Consider the following 19,018-nt stretch of genomic DNA (forward strand, 5'->3'; position numbering starts at 1 on the left):
TGCCGGATGCGGCGTGGCGCGCGGTGTCCTAACTGCTACAGCTATTGCGCGGTCCAGCCGCCGTCCATGGCCCAGGCTGCGCCGCGCACCTGATCGCCGAACGGCGAACAGAGCATCAGCACCAGATTGCCCAACTGCTCCGGCGTGACGAACTGCCCCGAGGGTTGCTTGTCCGACAGCAGCCGTGCCTGAGCCGCTTCCAACGAAATGCCGTCTCGCTTCGCGATCGCATCGATTTGCGCCGCTACCAGCGGCGTCAGCACAAAGCCGGGACAGATCGCGTTGCAGGTGATGCCGGTACCGGCCGTTTCCAGCGCGGTGACCTTGGTCAGCCCGACGAGACCATGCTTGGCCGCCACGTAGGCGGACTTGCCGGCTGAGCCGACGAGCCCGTGCACCGACGCGATATTGACGATACGACCCCAGTTACGGGCTCGCATCGCGGGAACCACGTGCCGGGTTGTGTGGAAGCTCGACGTCAGGTTGATGGCAAGGATGTCGTCCCACTTCTGCGCGGGGAAGTCCTCTACCTGCGCCACATGCTGGATGCCGGCGTTGTTGACCAGCACGTCCACGGCGCCAAAGCGATCCCGTGCCATGGCGATCATCGCTTCGATCTCATCGGGCTTGCGCATGTCCGCCGGATGATGGGCCAATTGCGCGCCAGTCGCCGCAATTGTGGCGTGCGCCGCGTCGACATCGCCGAAGCCGTTCAGCACGATGTTCGCGCCAGCGCGGCCCAGCGCTTCGGCGATGCCCAGTCCGATGCCGCTGGTGGAGCCGGTGACCAGCGCGGTCTTGCCTTGCAGATTGACCATTGCCGCTCCTTAGACCAGACCGGTAGCGTAGAACACGAAGATGACGAAGAACACCGCCATCGTCTTGATCATCGTGATTGCGAAGATGTCGCGATACGACTGGCGATGCGTCAGGCCGGTGACCGCCAGCAGCGTGATTACCGCGCCGTTATGCGGCAGCGTGTCCATGCCGCCGCTGGCCATCGACACCACGCGGTGCAGGACTTCCAGCGGAATCTGGGCGGCGTGCGCGCCCTGGATGAAGACGTCCGACATGGCGGCCAGCGCGATGCTCATGCCGCCCGACGCCGACCCCGTGATACCCGCCAGCGTGCTGACCGACACCGCCGCATTGACCAGCGGATTGGGAATGCTGCGCAGCCCATCGCTCACCACCAGGAAGCCCGGCAGCGCGGCGATCACGCCGCCGAAGCCGTATTCCGATGCGGTGTTCATCGAGGCCAGCAGCGCACCGGACACGGCGCTCCTGGTACCTTCGGCAAAGCGCGAGCGCACCGCGCCGAATGCCGTCACGAGCACCACTACGATGCCGAGCAGCAGCGCGGCTTCCACGGCCCAGATCGCGGTCACGCTGGCGATCTTGGTTTCCACCGGCTTGGCCAGACCGGGCAGCGACACGCTGTTGGCCTCGCCATACCAGAGCGGAATCATGCGCGTGAGCCAGAAGTTGGACACCCCCACCACGATCAGCGGCAGGATGGCCAGCAGCGGCGGCGGCAGCTTGCCGCCTTCCACACGTTGCGGTTCGTTCAGCAGGTTGGTGCCGTAGCCCTCGCCATTGGCGGCGGCCACGCGGCGGCGCCACTCCAGGTACGACAGGCCAACGATGATGATGAACAGCGAGCCCGCCACGCCCAGCACGGGCGCGGCCCACGAGGTGGTCTTGAAGAACGTGGTCGGGATGATGTTCTGGATCTGCGGCGTGCCCGGCAGCGAATCCATCGTGAACGAGAACGCGCCCAGTGCGATGGCGCCCGGCATCAGGCGCTTCGGGATATTGCTCTGGCGATAGAGCTCGGCGGCGAACGGGTAGACCGCGAACACCACCACGAACAGCGACACGCCGCCGTAGGTCAGCAGTGCGCAGACCGCCACGATCACGGCATTGGCGCGCGAGCGGCCGATATAGCGGATCGCCGCGGCGACGATCGACTCGGAGAAGCCCGAAAGCTCGATGACCTTGCCGAACACGGCACCCAGCATGAACACCGGGAAGTAGAGCTTCACGAAGCCGACCATCTTCTCCATGAAGATGCCGGAAAACACAGGCGCGACGGCCGACGGGTCGGTCAGCAGCACTGCGCCTAGCGCGGCGATCGGTGCGAACAGGATGACGCTGTAGCCGCGATAGGCGGCGAACATCAGGAACGCCAGGGCGGCGAGCACGATGACGAAAGACATGAGGTCTCCGAAGACTTGTTATTGGATACCCCCTGGATGTGGCGCAAGGGGCAACTTTTGGGGGCCGCTTGTTCAGCACGTTCCATGCCCACGCTATAAGTTATCTATACGGCATATTCATGACGGTTTGATGGAGAATGTCTCCCGATGGAGATGTCGGGTTCTCCCGGGAGACCTATAAGTCTCCAATATGAGACACTGCGCGTCTCCAAATCGAGAATCGAAAACGAGAACATGCACAAGATCGCCGAACCGGGCGGCGCGCTGCTGCTCGACTACGACGATGTCGCGCGGCGGGCCATGGAGTCGCTTTTCCGCACCTTCGAGAATTTCAGCGAGGGGACTTTCGTCGTGGACGACCAGGCACGCGTGGTGTGGATCAACAAGCGCTACGCGGCGCGTTTTGGCTTCAGTAATCCGCAGGACGCGATCGGGCTTGATTGCGAGCAGGTGATCCCGCACAGCCTGATGCGCGAGGTCGTAACAACCGGCAAGCCGATCCTGCTGGACATCCTGGAGACAGGGCGCGAGCCGATGATCGTCACCCGCCTGCCGATCAAGGACGACGAGGGTCGGACCATCGGCGGCGTGGGCTTCGCACTGTTCGACGAACTCAAGGCCCTCACGCCGATCTATGCCCATTACGCGCGGGTGCAGGCCGAACTGGCTGCCGCGCGGCGATCGCTGGATCAGGCGCGTCGCGCCAAGTACACCTTCGCGAGCTTCGTCGGTACCAGCCGGGCGGCGCAGGAGGTCAAGCGTCAGGCGCGCCGGGCGGCCCAGGTGGAATCGCCAGTGCTGCTGCTCGGCGAGACCGGCACCGGTAAGGAGCTGCTGGCGCACGGCATTCACGCGGGTTCGGCGCGTGCCGAAAAGCCGCTCGTGACCGTCAATGTCTCGGCGATTCCCGACACGTTGCTCGAAGTGGAGTTCTTTGGCGCCGCGCCGGGTGCCTATACCGGCGTCGACCGCAAAGGCCGCGTCGGCAAGTTCGAACTGGCCGATGGCGGGACGCTGTTTCTCGATGAAATCGGCGACATGCCGCTCGCGCTGCAGAGCAAGTTGCTGCGCGCGCTCCAGGATCGAGAGTTCGAACCACTTGGCTCCAACCGGATCGTGCGATCCGATGTGCGCATCATCGCTGCCACGTCCGCCGACCTGCCGGGGCTGGTGGCGGCAGGCAGGTTCCGCCCGGACCTCTACTACCGGCTCAACGTGCTGACCATCGACCTGCCGCCGCTGCGGGAGCGACTGGGCGATCTGGTGCCGATGGCCTACGCAATGATCGAGGAACTCTGCATCAAGGCGGCCCGGCAGCCGATGGGGCTGGGCGCGGACGCATTGAAGCTGCTCGGCGAGTACGACTGGCCGGGCAACGTGCGCGAACTGCGCAATGTGCTGGAGCGTGTGGTGATGCTGTGCGACGAGGATGCGATCGACGCCGCGACACTGGCGCCGCTGCTTGGGCTGGGGCGCGTGCCGTCCGCCGTCCATGCGGGCCCTCAATCGGCACCGGAATCCGCACGCCGTCCGACGACAGTGATTCCGGAGACACCCGTGCCGCCGGAGGTGGCAGCAGACGTGGCCATCGCCCACGTCCCCGGCGTTCAGACCGCGGTGCCCGCGCAATCCTATGCCGACGCCATGGCGCAGTTCGAAGCGGCCTTCCTGCATCAGGCGCTGGACGCCTGCGGAGGCCGCGTAGCCGAGGCCGCCGCCCGCATCGGGCTCAGCCGCGCGGCGTTCTACAAGAAGCTGGCGGCCGGAAAGGCCAGGTAGTTCCGGGGCGTCACGGCGCCATGCTAACGTCGCGCGTCACACAGTTATTTCGATCCACGGGAGTCTTCATGCAATCGGGCATTGTCGAGTCGGGCTACGGGTCAGATCCGGTCGGTCTGGTCAGCGGTTTCTTGTTCGAACCGGGGCAGCCCTTGCGGGAGATCGACTCGACAGGCGCGGCGGCCTGGCTGCGTCAGAACGGCAATGCCGCGCCGACCACGGCACGCCACGACCAGTCGTTTCTCTGGCTTCACTTCAACCTGTCCCACAGCGCCTGCGAGCGCTGGATGAAAGGCCAGCTCGGCCTGCCAGAAGACTTCTTCGAAGCGCTGCGGCAGGGCTCGCATTCGACACGTATCGAGCGCCAGGACGATGCGCTGCTGGCCGTGGTCAACGATGTGATCTACAACTTCGGCGTGGTCTCCACTGACATTTCCACGCTGTGGGCCCATGCCGATCACCGGCTGCTGGTGACGGCCCGCGCACGGCCACTGCGGTCGGTGGACCGCCTGCGCGCCGCGGTGCGCAGGGGCGAGCCATTCCGCTCGCCGCTGGATCTGGTGGTGCACCTGCTGCGCGATCAGGCCGACGTGCTCGTGCAGATCGTGCGCGAGACCGGTATCAATGTCGACCAGATCGAGGACCAGTTGTTGTCCCAGCGGCTGCACTCGAACCGCGCGGACCTGGGCGCGATGCGTCGTGGTCTGGTGCGACTGCAGCGCCTGCTGGCGCCGGAGCCCGGCGCGTTGTTCCGCCTGCTGAACCGTCCGCCGGCGTGGCTGCTCGAAGGTGACTTGCGCGAGCTGCGCGAGTCGACCGAAGAGTTCTCGCTGGTGCTGAACGACCTTGCCGCGCTGGTGGAGCGGATCAAGCTGCTGCAGGAAGAGATCGCCGCCAAGCTCAACGAACAGACCAACCGCACGCTGTTCACGCTGACGCTGGTCACCGTACTGGCGCTGCCGATCAACATCGTGGCTGGCTTCTTCGGCATGAACGTGGGCGGCATTCCGCTAGCGGATCATCCGCACGGCTTCTGGGTGCTTGTGGTGCTGGTGGCCAGCTTCACGGTGCTGGCCGGGCGCTGGGCGTTCCGCAAGCAGGCCGAGTAGGCTGGCAGTCGATTCATGCAAGTGCCACACTGAAAGCGTACGATTTCCGGCGCACAGCCGTACGTCAGTCCGGCGTACGTGATGGAGGAAAGCCATGGATTACAACGACGAGGCGCTGATCCGCCGCATCCACCAGGAAGTGGCGGATTACTATGACGAAGAGCTCGAACTCGAACTCGAAGATCGTGACCCGGGACTGGTCCAGCGTGTGCTGGATGGCGATATTGGTGGCCCGGGGGACAACAGCAACCTCAACGGCGACGATATCGAGCGCGCCGAACGCCATCGCTATTTCCGTGAACTGTTCCGCCTGCAGGGCGAACTGGTCAAGCTGCAGAGCTGGGTGGTGGAAACCGGCCACAAGGTCGTTATCCTCTTCGAGGGGCGCGATGCAGCGGGCAAGGGTGGTGTGATCAAGCGGATCACGCAACGCCTCAATCCGCGTGTCTGCCGCGTGGCCGCGCTGCCGGCGCCGAACGATCGCGAGCGCACGCAGTGGTACTTCCAGCGTTACGTGTCGCATCTGCCGGCTGCCGGCGAAATGGTGCTGTTCGACCGTAGCTGGTACAACCGCGCGGGCGTCGAGCGCGTCATGGGTTTCTGCACCGACGAGCAGTATGAGGAGTTCTTCCGCTCGGTGCCTGAGTTCGAACGCATGCTCGTGCGCTCTGGTATCCAGGTCATCAAGTACTGGTTCTCGATCACGGACGACGAGCAGCATCTGCGCTTCCTGAGCCGCATCCACGATCCGCTCAAGCAGTGGAAGCTGAGCCCGATGGATCTGGAGTCACGCCGTCGCTGGGAAGAGTACACGCGCGCCAAGGAAGTGATGCTCGAGCGCACGCACATCGACGAGGCGCCGTGGTGGGTGGTGCAGGCGGTCGACAAGAAGCGCGCGCGCCTGAACTGCATCCATCACTTGCTGCAGCAGATGCCGTACGTGGAGCCGCAACAGCAGAGCGTCCTCCTGCCCGAGCGGGAGCGCCATGCCGATTACGTGCGGCATCCCGTGCCGGGCAACATGATCGTGCCGGAAATCTACTGACACCGGACGCCGCGGCCGGACCCCGGTCGCGGCGCTCCCGAGATGATCGATACCCTGCGTTAACGCAAATCTTGCGCTGCACCGGGGTGATTCGGGTCTCAAGCGCAGCCATGGGCGCGTCGATATCCAAGGGTGACCCCGGGGACGACGCGCAAGCGCGCGTCGGCATCACTGGGGACCGTCTACTTTTCCTCGGGAGTCCCCTTGATGCGTCAAAACCTGGCACGCGCGTCCGCGTGCGTACGACCCTTTCCGCGTGTTTCTGGCTGGGCGGGGCTGGCAGCGATGGGTGTGCTGGCACTGGCAGCCTGTGGCGGCGGTGGCGATGGTGGGTCTGGCCCCACCGCCACGCCCTCTGCCACCGCGACCACCACTACCACTACCACCACGACGACGCCCCCCGCTACGCCTGCGCCGCTGCTGGTCACCGGCCTTGACCAGTCGTGCAGCGGCTGCGGCGCGGCCTCCGCCAGCAGCTATGCGGGCGCCGGTGCCGGTATCTGGGGTCGCGCTCCGGGTAGCAGCGACATGGACGTCCAGTACGCCATCTCCGGCGTGGCCGGACGGTCGATCTCGCTGATGCTGACCAACCTGTCAAGCATGTTGGTCGCCATGCCGGCCTCGGTCTCGTCGAGTGTGGCGGCGGATATGCTGTCGCCCCAGGCATTGAGCGTGGTCTCGGACGCCGAAGCCACGCAGCGCGCCATCGGCGAGTACAACCGCGCGGGCTGGGTGGACACCCTCCAGAACGGGCCGGCGCCACGGCTGAGCACGATGGGCGTGTCCGCGCCGCTGTCCGCGACGGTCGGTCTGGCAGTGGGTGCGCAGAAGAGCTGGTATCACACCGACAAGACCACGCGTCCGGCCACGTTGCGCACGCAGGTGACGGCCCCGGGCAATGTGCGAGTCAACTTCTGGGTCGAGGACGCCGAGTTCACCGCGGGGAACATCACGCAGGCGATGGTCGACGGTCTGGCCGCTGCATTTGCGAACAGCGGTGGCATCTACGACAAGCTCGTCAATATCGGCGGCCCGGTCTGGGGACCAAACAGCTACGGCGGCACGATGTTGCCCGATGGCCAGCCGCTGGACATCGTCATTCTCAATTTCAACCGCGACGGTCAGCCGTTCGGTACGGTCGGCTACTTCTGGAGCATGCACAACTTCCTGAAGAGCAGCGCACAGAACAGCAACGAGGCGATCTCGCTTTACCTGGACAGCGAGACCCTGTCTCTCGGCGGTGCATCGGGCTTGCAATCGGTCAAGACGGTCATGGCGCACGAAGGCACGCACATGCAGAACTTCTATCGCCGTCAGGTCAGCATGGGGGCTGCGTATGCCTACGACACGTGGCTGGAGGAAATGACGGCGATGCAGATGGAGGACTTCCAGAGTCACGATATCGACCCGACGTACAACCCCATCCGCGATCTGCGCCTGCCGGACTTCTATCGCTATGGCGCCTATAACTGCAACGTGCTGCAGTTCACGGGATTTGGCGCGTCGTGCGAAAGCTATTCGGTGTCCGGCAGTCTTGGCGGCTTCCTCGATCGCCAGCTTGGCCTGGCGTTCTACAAGGATCTGCTGACGCGCGCCACGGCGGATTCGAAGACCGTGCTCGATCAGGCGATTCGCGCGGCACGACCGGGCTGGACGTTCGAGCAGGCCCTGCTGAACTGGAAAGTGACCACGACCGCCGCGTTGCCGGCAGCGTCGGCGCCCACCGGATTTGGCTACCCGGGCCGGACGGATGGCACGTATGTGCTGCCACAGATCGATCCGTCGCTGCCGGCGTATGCGGCGCTGCGAAAACTGCCGGCCATCGCCCCAATTTTCCTGCAGGGCTATGGCACTTACGCGGCTGCGCGTAGCGACAGCAACGGCGTGTACAGCGACAAGGTGCGCGTGCCGGCGGGTGCGGCGCTGTCGGTCGTGGTGTATTGATTCGGGAGTCAGGCGCGTCAGGCGCGTGGATGGGATTTCCCCGCCACGCGCCTACGGCAGCATTCCCGGAAACGCTTCCTCGAATGACTGCACCAGTCCGGTCATCTCGCCATCGTAGCCGGGCAACGCATTGACGCGCTCCCGGAAACTCCCGCTCTTCATCGCGTTCACCGCTCCCGTCAGCGCCGGGTTCTGCAGCGCCTTCGTCTCGATGGCGAAGAAGTAGCGCTCCTTGAGCACCGGCACGAACTCCAGCCCGAAGCGGCGCGCGGCCGTCTCCACGCCGAAGCCCACGTCGGCCATGCCGCTGCCGATATACGCGGCCACCGCGGCGTGGGTGAACTCGCCGTTGTTGAAGCCTTCGATGCGGCTGCTGTCGATGCCGCGCCTTGCGAGCATCAGGTCCAGCAGCAACCGGGTGCCGGAGCCCATCTGGCGATTGACGAACCGCACGTCGGGTCGCACCAGGTCTTCCAGCGTCAACACATTGAGCGGGTTGCCCGGCCGCACGAACAACCCCTGCGCGCGCGTGGCCAGGTGAATCAGGCAGTGGGTTTGCGGATGCAGCAGGCGCGTGAATCGCCGCAGTGTCTCTTCCTCGAACTCGCCGATCGGCACGTGGAAGCCGGCGATGTCGCAGGCGCCTTCGGCCAGCGCGGCGGCGGCTTCCAGGCTGCCGCAGTACTTCAGGTCGTGCCGCACCTTCTGTTCATCGAGAAAATCGCGCAGCGCGGCCACCGCGAATCCGTGGCTGGCATGGATGCGCACGGCCGGGTCGGACTCGGCCATCAGCTTCTTGAGTTCGATCTCGAGTTCCGAGGCCAGGCTTTCCAGCGTGGGCGACAGCCGCGCGGCAATGCGCTTGCTGGCCCAGACGAGTTGCTGCGCCAGCGGCGTCAGCACCGATCCGCGCCCGCGTGTCTTGGCGATCAGCGCGCCGCCGAACAGGGTTTCCGCATCGCGCAGGATTCCCCAGGCGTAGCGATATGACAACGACACCGCTTCCGCCGACTGGGCGATATTGCCGGTGGCCTCGATATGGCCGAGCAACGCCACGAGCCGCGATACGTCGAGCGCTGGCGCCGGTGTCCGGGCCGTGTCGTCGCGAATCTGCAGATGGGGGTGGATCGAAATGCGGAGCATATGCGGAAAATAGCATATTGAACGGGGCAAACCACGATCCTATAGTCGCACAAAGCGGCAAAAAAGCCAGCTTCGGTGCCACCAAATATGTAGAAAAAAGCCGATATCGGTGGGCGCCGCAAAACGGTACGGAGACACAGTTCATGCCAGATACCATCCCCACCGGCGGTGACGCCGCGGGCGTTGCCGACGCCGTCGCACGCATCGTGGCCGCCCGGCGCGACATGCCAGGCGCGCTGCTGCCGATCCTGCACGACATCCAGGTCAGCCAGGGTTTCATTCCGGCCGATGCGGTACCGGTCATCGCGCGCGCGCTCAACCTGTCGCGCGCAGAGGTCCATGGCGTGATCACGTTCTATCACCACTTCCGCGAGCGGCCGGCCGGCCGTACCGTGGTGCAGATCTGCCGCGCCGAGGCTTGCCAGTCCGTCGGCGCCGATGCGCTTGCCGCCCATGCGCGCAAGGCACTCGGGTGCGACTTCCACGAGACCACCGCGGATGGCCAGTTCACGCTCGAGCCGGTCTATTGCCTCGGCCAGTGCGCCTGCGGCCCGGCGATGACAATCGGCGATCGTTTGCATGGGCGCGTCGACACGCAGCGATTCGACAAGCTGATCGACGCAGTCCGCGAGCGCGAGGAGGCCCAGGCATGAGCACGACGATCTTCGTACCCCGCGACTCCACCGCATTGGCGCTGGGCGCAGATGAAGTGGCGCAGGCCATCGCGCGCGAGGCGGAAAAGCGCGGCGTGGATGTGCGCATCGTGCGCAACGGCTCGCGCGGGCTGTTCTGGCTGGAACCGCTCGTCGAGGTGCAGACCGATGCGGGCCGGGTGGCGTATGGCCCGGTCACCGAGGACGATGTGTCCGTGCTGTTCGACGCGGGATTCCTCCACGGCGGCAGCCATGCGCTGAGCCACGGCGCGACTGCCGAGATTCCGTTCCTGAAGAAGCAGGAGCGGCTGACGTTCATGCGCGTCGGCATTACCGACCCCTTGTCGCTTGACGACTACATCGCGCACGAGGGCTTCGTTGGGCTGACCCGCGCGCTGTCGATGACGCCCGCGGAGATCGTGCAGGAGGTCATCGATTCTGGCCTGCGCGGCCGTGGCGGCGCAGCGTTCCCGACCGGCATCAAATGGAAGACCGTGCTCGGCGCCAGGTCCGACGTCAAGTACGTGGTGTGCAATGCCGACGAGGGCGACTCGGGCACATTCTCCGACCGCATGGTGATGGAGGACGATCCGTTCATGCTGATCGAGGGCATGGTGATCGCGGGTCTGGCCGTCGGGGCAGAGCAGGGCTACATCTACACGCGATCCGAGTATCCGCACGCGATTGCCGCGACGGCGGCAGCGATCGAGATCGCCACGCGTGCCGGCTGGCTTGGCGACGACATTCGCGGCAGCGGCCGCCGCTTCCAGCTGGAAGTGCGCAAGGGTGCCGGCGCCTACGTCTGCGGGGAGGAAACCGCGCTGCTCGAAAGCCTGGAAGGCAAGCGCGGCGTGGTGCGCGCCAAGCCTCCACTGCCTGCGCTGGAGGGGCTGTTCGGCAAGCCTACCGTCATCAACAATGTGATCTCCCTGGCCACCGTGCCGGTGATTCTCGCGCGCGGCGCGAAGTTCTATCAGGACTTCGGCATGGGCCGGTCGCGCGGCACGCTGCCGTTCCAGCTGGCCGGCAACATCCGCCAGGGTGGTCTGGTCGAGAAGGCGTTCGGCGTGACGCTGCGCGAGCTGATGCTCGACTATGGCGGCGGCACGCGCAGCGGACGTGCAATCCGCGCGGTGCAGGTGGGCGGGCCGCTCGGCGCCTACCTGCCCGACTCACGCTTCGATACACCGATCGACTACGAGGCGTACGCGGCGTTCGGCGCGGTAGTGGGGCACGGCGGCATCGTGGTGTTCGACGAGACTGTGGACATGGCGAAGATGGCGCGCTACGCAATGGAGTTCTGCGCGATCGAGTCGTGCGGCAAGTGCACGCCATGCCGGATCGGGTCCACGCGCGGCGTCGAGGTGATGGACCGCATCATCGCCGGCGACCAGCCCGTGAAGCACGTGGCGCTGGTGCGCGATCTTTGCGACACGATGGTCAACGGATCGCTTTGCGCGATGGGCAGCATGACGCCGTACCCGGTACTGTCCGCATTGGACGAGTTTCCGGAAGACTTCGGCCTGTCGGGCAAGGCTGCGAAGGCAGCCTGAACGCGGCCTGAGCGCGGCAATCAGAAAAAGCACGACGCGCTCCTCAGGAGCGCGCGACCTCACAGCAGTGAAAGACGGGAGACATCCCTTGAACGCTCGAGACGATTTCGACTACGGTACCCCGGCCAGCGACGCCGAAACGCAGGTTACGCTGGAAATCGACGGGGTATCCGTCACCGTGCCAGCTGGCACCTCCGTGATGCGCGCCGCCGCCGAGGCGGGCGTGGGCGTGCCGAAGCTCTGCGCCACCGATTCGCTGAAGGCATTTGGATCGTGCCGCCTGTGCCTGGTGGAGATCGAAGGCCGGCGCGGCTATCCGGCTTCGTGCACCACGCCCGTCGAAGCAGGAATGAAGGTGCGCACACAAAGCGAGAAGCTCGGCGATCTGCGCCGGGGCGTGATGGAACTCTATATCTCCGATCACCCGCTCGACTGCCTGACCTGCCCGACCAACGGCAACTGCGAGTTGCAGGACATGGCCGGCGTGGTGGGCCTGCGCGAAGTGCGATACAACGATGGCGCCGGCACTGCCCCGCCGATCGCCACGCACACGCATCTGGCCAAGGACGAATCGAATCCGTACTTCACGTATGACCCGTCCAAGTGCATCGTCTGCAATCGCTGCGTGCGTGCCTGCGAGGAGACGCAAGGCACGTTCGCGCTGACGATCAGCGGCCGGGGCTTTGATTCGCGTGTGGCGGCCGGCACCAGCCAGCCGTTCATGGAGTCGGACTGCGTGTCGTGTGGCGCCTGCGTTCAGGCGTGCCCCACCGCCACCCTGACGGAAACGTCGGTGATCCAGCTGGGCCAGGCATCCCACAGCAAGATCACCACGTGCGCGTACTGCGGCGTGGGCTGCTCGTTCAAGGCCGAGATGAAGGGCAACGAGGTCGTGCGGATGGTGCCTTACAAGGACGGCGCCGCCAACGAGGGCCATGCCTGCGTGAAGGGCCGTTTCGCGTGGGGCTATGCCACGCACAAGGACCGCATCCTGAAGCCGATGATTCGCGCCAGGATCACCGACCCGTGGAGGGAAGTGTCGTGGGAAGAGGCGATCGGATACGCGGCCTCGCAGTTCCGGCGCATCCAGGCGGAGCACGGCAAGGATTCGATCGGCGGTATCGTTTCGTCGCGCTGCACCAACGAGGAAGGCTATCTGGTGCAGAAGCTCGTGCGAGCCGCGTTCGGCAACAACAACGTCGACACCTGCGCACGCGTCTGCCATTCGCCCACCGGCTACGGCCTGAAGACGACCATCGGCGAATCGGCTGGCACGCAGACGTTTCGCTCGGTGGCCAAGGCCGACGTGATCATGGTTATCGGCGCCAATCCGACCGATGGGCACCCGGTGTTCGCCTCGCGCATGAAGCGTCGCCTGCGCGCCGGGGCCAGGCTGATCGTGGTGGACCCGCGCCGCATCGACCTGGTGGAATCGCCGCATATCCGCGCCGACTATCACCTGCAGTTGCGTCCCGGTACCAATGTGGCGGTGGTGACGTCGATCGCGCACGTGATCGTCACGGAGGGGCTGCTGGCCGAGCAATTCATCGCCGAGCGTTGCGAGGACCGCGCGTTCCAGCAATGGCGCGATTTCGTCGCATTGTCCGAGAACTCGCCTGAGGCACTCGAAGCGGAGACCGGCGTGCCGGCCGAACAACTGCGCGGCGCGGCCCGCCTCTACGCCACTGGCGGCAACGCCGCGATCTATTACGGCCTGGGTGTGACCGAACATGCGCAGGGCTCGACCACGGTGATGGGCATCGCCAATCTGGCCATGGCCACCGGCAACATCGGTCGCGAAGGCGTGGGCGTCAATCCGCTGCGCGGCCAGAACAACGTGCAGGGGTCGTGCGATATCGGCTCGTTCCCGCATGAACTGCCGGGCTATCGTCATGTGTCGGACTCGACGGTGCGCGGCAGCTTCGAGGCCGCGTGGAATGTCGAGATCAACCCCGAGCCCGGTCTGCGTATTCCGAACATGTTCGAAGCGGCAATCACCGGATCGTTCCGGGGTCTGTACTGCCAGGGCGAGGACATTGTCCAGTCCGACCCGAATACGCAGCACGTGGCCGAAGCGCTGTCGTCGATGGAGTGCATCGTCGTGCAGGATATCTTCCTGAACGAAACCGCCAAGTACGCGCACGTGTTCCTGCCGGGTTCGTCGTTCCTGGAGAAGGACGGTACGTTCACCAACGCGGAGCGCCGGATCTCGCGCGTGCGCAAGGTGATGCCGCCGAAGGCCGGTTACTCGGACTGGGAGGCAACGATCCTGCTGTCGAACGCGCTCGGCTATCCGATGCACTACAACCATCCGTCCGAGATCATGGACGAGATTGCGCGCCTCACGCCCACGTTCGCGGGTGTCAGCTACAAGAAGCTCGAGGAACTTGGCAGTATCCAGTGGCCGTGCAATGCCGAGGCCCCGGAGGGCACACCGACCATGCACGTGGACACCTTCGTGCGCGGCAAGGGCAAGTTCATCATCACAAAGTACGTGCCGACCAGCGAAAAGGTCAACCGGAAGTACCCGCTGATTCTGACTACGGGGCGCATCCTGTCCCAATACAACGTTGGCGCGCAGACACGGCGCACGCACAACGTGCATTGGCACGACGAGGACCGGCTTGAGATCCATCCGCACGATGCGGAGGAACGCGGGATCAAGGATGGCGACTGGGTCGGGATTCAGAGCCGTGCCGGTGAAACCGTGCTGCGAGCGATCGTCAGCGAGCGGATGCAGCCCGGCGTGGTCTACACGACGTTCCACTTCCCCGAGTCCGGCGCCAACGTGATCACGACCGACAACTCGGACTGGGCCACCAATTGCCCGGAGTACAAGGTGACGGCCGTGCAGGTGATGCCGGTGGCGCAGCCCTCCACGTGGCAGCGCAACTACCATGCCTTCAACGAGGAACAGCTGGCACACCTGCGCGCGGCCGGCGAGCCCGCACCGACGCGATGAACCAGGGAGCACGGCGATGAAGCGAGACATGCCTGACGAGAACGGCCTGGGTGAAGCTGGAGTATTGCCAGTGCAGCACACGCGTGTGGTCACGCGCTGGCGGCAGGGCGCCGCCTCCGCCGAGATCGATCATCTGGCCGAGGAAGTGCCGGTGGCGTTCGAGTACAACGGCATCTCCCACGCGGTGATGCTGGCCACGCCGGCGGACCTGGAGGATTTCGCGATCGGCTTCAGCCTGACCGAGGGCGTGGTCGACAGCGCGCGCGACATCTACGGCATCGAGGTGGAAGCCGCCGAGAATGGCGTGACGGTGAAGCTGGAGATCGCCAGCGCCGCGTTCGTCGCGCTCAAGAGCCGGCGCAGGGCGCTGGCGGGACGTACCGGTTGCGGTCTCTGCGGCACGGAATCGCTCGAGGAGGTCATGCGCGCGCCGCGGAAGGTGCAAAGCGCCGCGGTGTTCGATCCCGTGGTGTTCGATGATGCCTTCGCCGCGCTGCACAAGCGGCAGGCGCTGCTGCGCGATACCGGGGCCACACACGCGGCAGCGTGGTTGCGGGCAGATGGCGACGTATCGCTGGTGCGCGAGGACGTGGGCCGCCACAACGCGCTCGACAAACTCGCCGGCGCGCTGGCGCAGGGCGGCGAGGACGTGAGTCGTGGCGCCGTGATCGTCACCAGCCGCGCCAGCTACGAGATGGTGCTCAAGACGGCCTCGATTGGCGCGGGCATCCTGGCGGCGGTGTCCGGATCAACGGGGCTGGCTGCGCGTCTGGCCGAATCGGCGGGTGTCACGCTGGCCGGTTTCGTGCGCGGCGGCAGCCTGGTCGCCTACTCTCACCCCCAACGACTCAAGCTTGCGTAGGGTCTTTCATGCATATCGACAATCTGGTCAAGATGGCCAATCAGATCGGCACGTTCTTCGAAGCGATGCCAGATCGAGATGAAGCGCTGGGTGATATCGCCAGCCATCTGAAGCGGTTCTGGGAGCCACGCATGCGGCGCGCGCTGCTGGCCCATATCGACACGACGGGCGGGGAAGGGCTCGATCCAATCGTGCAGGCCGCCGTGGCGCGTCATCGCGACAAGGTGGCGGTGGCGCAGGCGGCCGCGTGACGCGCGAGCCTATTTCAGCCGCAGTGGTTCTAGCAGTGCGGCATCGTACTGGGCGCGCGTGATGCGGCCCAGTTCCAGCATCCGCAGCAGGATGTAGGCCTGGCGCTGGCGAGCGCGGCGCGGGTTGACCACCGGGTTGTTGGCGGACGGCGCCTTGGGCAGCCCGGCCAGCATCGCGCATTCGGCCAGCGTGAGACGGTCGACCGGTTTGCCGAAGTAGGTCTCGGCAGCCTCACCGAAGCCATACGCGCCCTGGCCAAGGTAGATCTTGTTCAGGTAGATCTCCAGGATTTCATCCTTGCTCAGTGCGTTTTCGATCCGGTACGCCAGCAGGATTTCGTAGAGCTTGCGCGTGTAGGTCTTCTGGCGCGACAGATAGAAGTTACGCGCCACCTGCATCGTGATCGTCGACGCGCCTTGCGAGAGGTCGTCGGAGAGATTGGCGATGCCGGCGCGCATCGCGCCCACATAGTCCACGCCGTCATGCAGGTAGAAGCGGTCGTCTTCGATGGCGACCACGGCCTCGGGCAAGTTGTGCGGGAAATCCGCGATCTTCACGTAGCCGGGCGAATCGCGAAATGCCGTCAGCGCGTCGAGGGACGGCAATTGCCGATTCGCCATCACGATGACGAAGGCCAGCAGCAGGGCGCCACCGATGGTGGCGAGCAGAACGAATTTGACGAGGGCGGACCAGAGACGTTGCATGGCGCGTATTGTGCCATTGGCGGCTATCGCGTCTGGGAAATCTCTGATGCTCTCCTGTCTCCGGTCCGTGCGAAGCGTGCTTCAACGGCCTACGCCGCCGGCATATCCACCCCGAGATCCCCCGCCAACGCTGCCAGATGGCTCCAGATCTTCGGATTGATCTCCAGATGCGTTGCCGCAGCGGCGCGATGCATGGCCTCGTACTCGCCCGGATACTGCACCTGGTCGAAACCCGGTGCAGGCGGCGTGTCGTGCAGGTAGCGCACGAAGGCCTCTACCTCGTCCCGTTCCCAGTTGATGCCGAGATCGAGTTCGGGATTCAGCAGCACCGCGAACAGGTTGTTCGTGGCCACGCCACCGCGCGGGTTGTCCGGCTGGATCGTGCCGCCGCCGGACAACACCCCGGCCAGCAGTTCCGCCACCACGCCGAGGCCGTAGCCCTTGTGCGCGCCAAACGGCAGCAGCGATCCCGGTTGATCGTCGAACATGACCCCCGCATCGGTAGTCGGGTTGCCTTCGGCGTCGATGATGCTGTTCTCCGGCGCGGGCTCGCCTTTCTCCGCCAGCACGCGTGCCTTGTTGATGGCGATGGCGCTGGTGGCGATATCGACGACCAGCGGCGGTCGCCCGTTCGGCATCGGCCCGGCAAAGCAAAGCGGATTGGTGGTGAGCCGTGGCACGCGGCCGCCGAAGGGCGCGACCACGGGCGGCCGGTTGATCACGTTGGTGAAGCTCAACAGCACGAAGCCCGCGCTGGCCACCATCTCGCCATAGTGGCCCATACGGCCAAGGTGGTGCGATTTGCGCAGTGTCACGATGCAATGACCGTGCTGGCGCACACGTTCGATGGCACGCGCCATCACGGTCTTGCCGACGTGCTGGCCAAAGCCGCCGTTACCGTCGAACACCATCAGCATGTCGCGGTCGAGCACGCACGCGGCGCGGCCGGTGGGGTTCACGTTGCCGCTCTCGATGGCTCGGCGGTAGTTCGGCAGGATCGACAGGCCGTGGCTGACGTAGCCGCTGCGGTCGGCTTCCACCAGGTGCTCGGCCACGTCATCGGCGATATCGGCGGGCACACCCTGCGCCGCCAGGATACTGCGCGCGAACTGCCGCGCGCTGTCTAGGGTAATTTTCATCATCGTTGGGGGCGAAGGTTTGGGGGCGCTTATGTCAGCGGCGAGATTGCATGTTTTCCGGTCAGATCCAGCCAAGCCAGCGCCAGTACGTCGACGCGAACAGCAGCATTAGCAGATACCCAATGATCGTGGTCGGGATGCCGATGCGTGCGAACTGTCGCCCGTTGAAGGTATCGGTCCCCAGGCAGACCATGTTCTGCGGCGCGTTGATGGGAAGGATGAAGCCGAAGCTGACCGTGAAGCCGAGCAGCATCGTCATGCCGACCTTGTTCATGTCACCGGGTATGGTTTGCAGTACCGAGATCAGGATCGGCAGCATCGCGGAGGTCAGCGCCGTGGCGCTGGCAAAGCCGAGGTGGATCAGGATCAGGAATGCCGCCAGCACGGCAAAGACCAGCAGCGTGCCGTGATTGGCCAGGCCGGAATGCGTGACGACGAACTTGCCGAGCCATTGACCGGCCTGCGTTGTCAACAGCGCGGTGCCCAGACTGATACCGACGCCGAACACGATCAGCGTGCCCCAGGGCGTACGTTGCTGCATCGTCTTCCAGTCCATCACGCCGATGCGCGGCAACATCAGGATTACCAGGCCGACGAACGTGATCGACGCCGTATCGAACTTGTGCAGCTTGCCCTCGGTGGCCCAGAACAGCAGCAGGCCGATGGCGACGGCAGCCAGGCGCTTCTGTGGGCCGGTCATCGGACCCAGCGCGGCCAGCTCACGCTGCACGGCTTCCTTGCCGCCCGCAATCGCGTCGGTTTCAGGCGGTAGCAGCCAGCGCACGAGGAAGTACAGCACGATCGACATCGCGATGGCCCAGGGGGCGCCGGCAATCAGCCATTGCAGCCAGGTCACGCGTTCGCCGAGCAGCTTGTCCATGAAGCCCGCGGTCAGCAGGTTCTGTGCGGCGGCGGTCTGGATACCGACGTTCCAGACGCTGGTGGCCTGGGCGACCATGATCATGATGCCGGCTGCGATGTTCGACTTCTTGTCGACGCCGAATGCGGCGATCACGCCCATCATGATCGGCACGGTACATGCGCTGCGCGCGGTGGCGCTCGGCACCACCAGGCTGAGCAGGATCGTGACGGCGATCGTGCCGATCAGGATGCGCCGGGTACTGGTGCCGATGGCCGACAAGGTGACCAGCGCGATGCGCCGGTCCAGTCCGGTCACGGTCATGGCCGCCGAGATGAACAGCGCGGCGGCGACGAGGGCCAGCGCGGTGTTCGAGAAGCCCGCCAGGGCCATGCCGAGTGCGCGCGACGTGCCGTATAGCGTGTTGGGGTCATTGACCATCGGCGAGAAGCCGATCAGGCCTGCCATCAGCGACGTGATCATGATGGCGCTGGTCTCGTAGGTCACCGCTTCGGTAATCCACACCACGACCGCGAATGCCAGGATGGCCAGCATGCGCTGACCGGCCACAGGCAGGTCGGCCGGCATCGGAATCAGGAGCACCGCGATCAGCACGATCACGGCGGCATATAGACCCCAGTGGATGTTGAGCTTGGGCGCGGCCGGGATGGCCGTCGCGGCGGTGGGGGCGCCGGGGGCGGCAGGAGGTACTTGTGATTCAGGCATCGTGGAATCCCCATGTTGGATCAGCCTGTCGGTCGCGTCGTATCGCAGGATCGCCGCGGCCGACATGGG

15 protein-coding genes are annotated in these 19,018 nt (G+C 65.3%); 9 read left to right on the plus strand and 6 right to left on the minus strand.

Going from position 1 to position 19,018, the window contains the following annotated elements; genetic code table 11:
- Positions 1 to 41: 41 nt before the first annotated feature.
- Together K6G35_RS02690 and K6G35_RS02695 are read right to left on the minus strand one after the other, a co-directional pair.
- On the minus strand, positions 42 to 818 hold the full coding sequence (locus K6G35_RS02690; protein WP_008640948.1) for a 3-hydroxybutyrate dehydrogenase: 777 nt from the start codon (positions 816 to 818) through the stop codon (positions 42 to 44).
- Between the two features lie 9 nt (positions 819 to 827).
- Positions 828 to 2,219, minus strand: a complete 1,392-nt coding sequence (locus tag K6G35_RS02695) for a GntP family permease (protein ID WP_008640947.1) — start codon at positions 2,217 to 2,219, stop codon at positions 828 to 830.
- 234 nt (positions 2,220 to 2,453) lie between these two features.
- Between K6G35_RS02695 and K6G35_RS02700 the strand changes: the two genes are divergently transcribed.
- The 4 genes from K6G35_RS02700 to K6G35_RS02715 all read left to right on the plus strand — a co-directional run bounded on the left by K6G35_RS02700 (position 2,454) and on the right by K6G35_RS02715 (position 8,096).
- On the plus strand, positions 2,454 to 3,998 hold the full coding sequence (locus tag K6G35_RS02700; RefSeq protein WP_186425993.1) for a sigma-54 interaction domain-containing protein: 1,545 nt from the start codon (positions 2,454 to 2,456) through the stop codon (positions 3,996 to 3,998).
- 68 nt (positions 3,999 to 4,066) lie between these two features.
- The gene (locus K6G35_RS02705) at positions 4,067 to 5,107 is read left to right on the plus strand and encodes a transporter (RefSeq protein ID WP_495676052.1); all 1,041 of its coding nucleotides are present in this window, start codon (positions 4,067 to 4,069) and stop codon (positions 5,105 to 5,107) included.
- 94 nt (positions 5,108 to 5,201) lie between these two features.
- The gene (ppk2, locus tag K6G35_RS02710; protein WP_008640944.1) at positions 5,202 to 6,152 is read left to right on the plus strand and encodes a polyphosphate kinase 2; all 951 of its coding nucleotides are present in this window, start codon (positions 5,202 to 5,204) and stop codon (positions 6,150 to 6,152) included.
- A gap of 207 nt (positions 6,153 to 6,359) precedes the next feature.
- Complete coding sequence (locus tag K6G35_RS02715) at positions 6,360 to 8,096, plus strand: M30 family zinc metallopeptidase (protein ID WP_495676053.1); 1,737 nt, start codon at positions 6,360 to 6,362, stop codon at positions 8,094 to 8,096.
- Between the two features lie 51 nt (positions 8,097 to 8,147).
- Here the strand turns inward: K6G35_RS02715 and K6G35_RS02720 are convergent, their stop codons facing one another.
- A complete protein-coding gene (locus K6G35_RS02720) occupies positions 8,148 to 9,239 on the minus strand; it encodes a substrate-binding domain-containing protein (RefSeq protein ID WP_029308395.1) in 1,092 nt (363 codons plus the stop codon).
- A 143-nt stretch (positions 9,240 to 9,382) separates the two neighbouring features.
- Here K6G35_RS02720 and K6G35_RS02725 point away from each other — a divergent pair, with 143 nt between their 5' ends.
- From K6G35_RS02725 to K6G35_RS02745, 5 genes are all read left to right on the plus strand, one after another.
- The gene (locus K6G35_RS02725; RefSeq protein ID WP_008640940.1) at positions 9,383 to 9,892 is read left to right on the plus strand and encodes a formate dehydrogenase subunit gamma; all 510 of its coding nucleotides are present in this window, start codon (positions 9,383 to 9,385) and stop codon (positions 9,890 to 9,892) included.
- Complete coding sequence (locus tag K6G35_RS02730; RefSeq protein WP_495676054.1) at positions 9,889 to 11,445, plus strand: formate dehydrogenase beta subunit; 1,557 nt, start codon at positions 9,889 to 9,891, stop codon at positions 11,443 to 11,445. The genes K6G35_RS02725 and K6G35_RS02730 overlap by 4 nt, the downstream gene beginning before the upstream one ends.
- Positions 11,446 to 11,533: 88 nt before the next feature.
- Complete coding sequence (fdhF, locus tag K6G35_RS02735; RefSeq protein ID WP_035881429.1) at positions 11,534 to 14,407, plus strand: formate dehydrogenase subunit alpha; 2,874 nt, start codon at positions 11,534 to 11,536, stop codon at positions 14,405 to 14,407.
- A gap of 16 nt (positions 14,408 to 14,423) precedes the next feature.
- Positions 14,424 to 15,269 carry a formate dehydrogenase accessory sulfurtransferase FdhD gene (gene fdhD / locus K6G35_RS02740; RefSeq protein WP_495676055.1) on the plus strand — a complete coding sequence of 282 codons (846 nt, stop codon included), beginning with the start codon at positions 14,424 to 14,426 and terminating at the stop codon, positions 15,267 to 15,269.
- Between the two features lie 8 nt (positions 15,270 to 15,277).
- Positions 15,278 to 15,520 (plus strand): formate dehydrogenase subunit delta, encoded by a 243-nt coding sequence (locus K6G35_RS02745; protein ID WP_008640936.1) that lies wholly within the window; start codon positions 15,278 to 15,280, stop codon positions 15,518 to 15,520.
- Between the two features lie 9 nt (positions 15,521 to 15,529).
- On the opposite strand, the gene K6G35_RS02750 is transcribed toward K6G35_RS02745, so the two are convergent.
- The 3 genes from K6G35_RS02750 to K6G35_RS02760 all read right to left on the minus strand — a co-directional run bounded on the left by K6G35_RS02750 (position 15,530) and on the right by K6G35_RS02760 (position 18,949).
- Complete coding sequence (locus tag K6G35_RS02750) at positions 15,530 to 16,225, minus strand: transglycosylase domain-containing protein (protein WP_017511621.1); 696 nt, start codon at positions 16,223 to 16,225, stop codon at positions 15,530 to 15,532.
- A gap of 89 nt (positions 16,226 to 16,314) precedes the next feature.
- Entirely contained in the window at positions 16,315 to 17,364 is a 1,050-nt protein-coding gene (locus K6G35_RS02755) for an Ldh family oxidoreductase (RefSeq protein ID WP_186426000.1), read from the minus strand.
- 61 nt (positions 17,365 to 17,425) lie between these two features.
- Positions 17,426 to 18,949 carry a DASS family sodium-coupled anion symporter gene (locus tag K6G35_RS02760; protein WP_035881506.1) on the minus strand — a complete coding sequence of 508 codons (1,524 nt, stop codon included), beginning with the start codon at positions 18,947 to 18,949 and terminating at the stop codon, positions 17,426 to 17,428.
- Between the last annotated feature and the right edge of the window lie 69 nt (positions 18,950 to 19,018).

The organism is Cupriavidus sp. HY129 (assembly GCF_059492215.1).

What these genes read in the sequence shown, in the direction of transcription:
- K6G35_RS02690 (WP_008640948.1), bottom strand. Translation starts at nt 818, where the DNA reads ATGGTCAATCTGCAAGGCAAGACCGCGCTGGTCACCGGCTCCACCAGC.
- K6G35_RS02750 (WP_017511621.1), bottom strand. Translation starts at nt 16,225, where the DNA reads ATGCAACGTCTCTGGTCCGCCCTCGTCAAATTCGTTCTGCTCGCCACC.
- fdhD (WP_495676055.1), top strand. Translation starts at nt 14,424, where the DNA reads ATGAAGCGAGACATGCCTGACGAGAACGGCCTGGGTGAAGCTGGAGTA.
- K6G35_RS02730 (WP_495676054.1), top strand. Translation starts at nt 9,889, where the DNA reads ATGAGCACGACGATCTTCGTACCCCGCGACTCCACCGCATTGGCGCTG.
- K6G35_RS02715 (WP_495676053.1), top strand. Translation starts at nt 6,360, where the DNA reads ATGCGTCAAAACCTGGCACGCGCGTCCGCGTGCGTACGACCCTTTCCG.
- K6G35_RS02725 (WP_008640940.1), top strand. Translation starts at nt 9,383, where the DNA reads ATGCCAGATACCATCCCCACCGGCGGTGACGCCGCGGGCGTTGCCGAC.
- K6G35_RS02745 (WP_008640936.1), top strand. Translation starts at nt 15,278, where the DNA reads ATGCATATCGACAATCTGGTCAAGATGGCCAATCAGATCGGCACGTTC.
- K6G35_RS02705 (WP_495676052.1), top strand. Translation starts at nt 4,067, where the DNA reads ATGCAATCGGGCATTGTCGAGTCGGGCTACGGGTCAGATCCGGTCGGT.
- ppk2 (WP_008640944.1), top strand. Translation starts at nt 5,202, where the DNA reads ATGGATTACAACGACGAGGCGCTGATCCGCCGCATCCACCAGGAAGTG.
- K6G35_RS02755 (WP_186426000.1), bottom strand. Translation starts at nt 17,364, where the DNA reads ATGAAAATTACCCTAGACAGCGCGCGGCAGTTCGCGCGCAGTATCCTG.
- K6G35_RS02720 (WP_029308395.1), bottom strand. Translation starts at nt 9,239, where the DNA reads ATGCTCCGCATTTCGATCCACCCCCATCTGCAGATTCGCGACGACACG.
- K6G35_RS02700 (WP_186425993.1), top strand. Translation starts at nt 2,454, where the DNA reads ATGCACAAGATCGCCGAACCGGGCGGCGCGCTGCTGCTCGACTACGAC.
- K6G35_RS02760 (WP_035881506.1), bottom strand. Translation starts at nt 18,949, where the DNA reads ATGCCTGAATCACAAGTACCTCCTGCCGCCCCCGGCGCCCCCACCGCC.
- K6G35_RS02695 (WP_008640947.1), bottom strand. Translation starts at nt 2,219, where the DNA reads ATGTCTTTCGTCATCGTGCTCGCCGCCCTGGCGTTCCTGATGTTCGCC.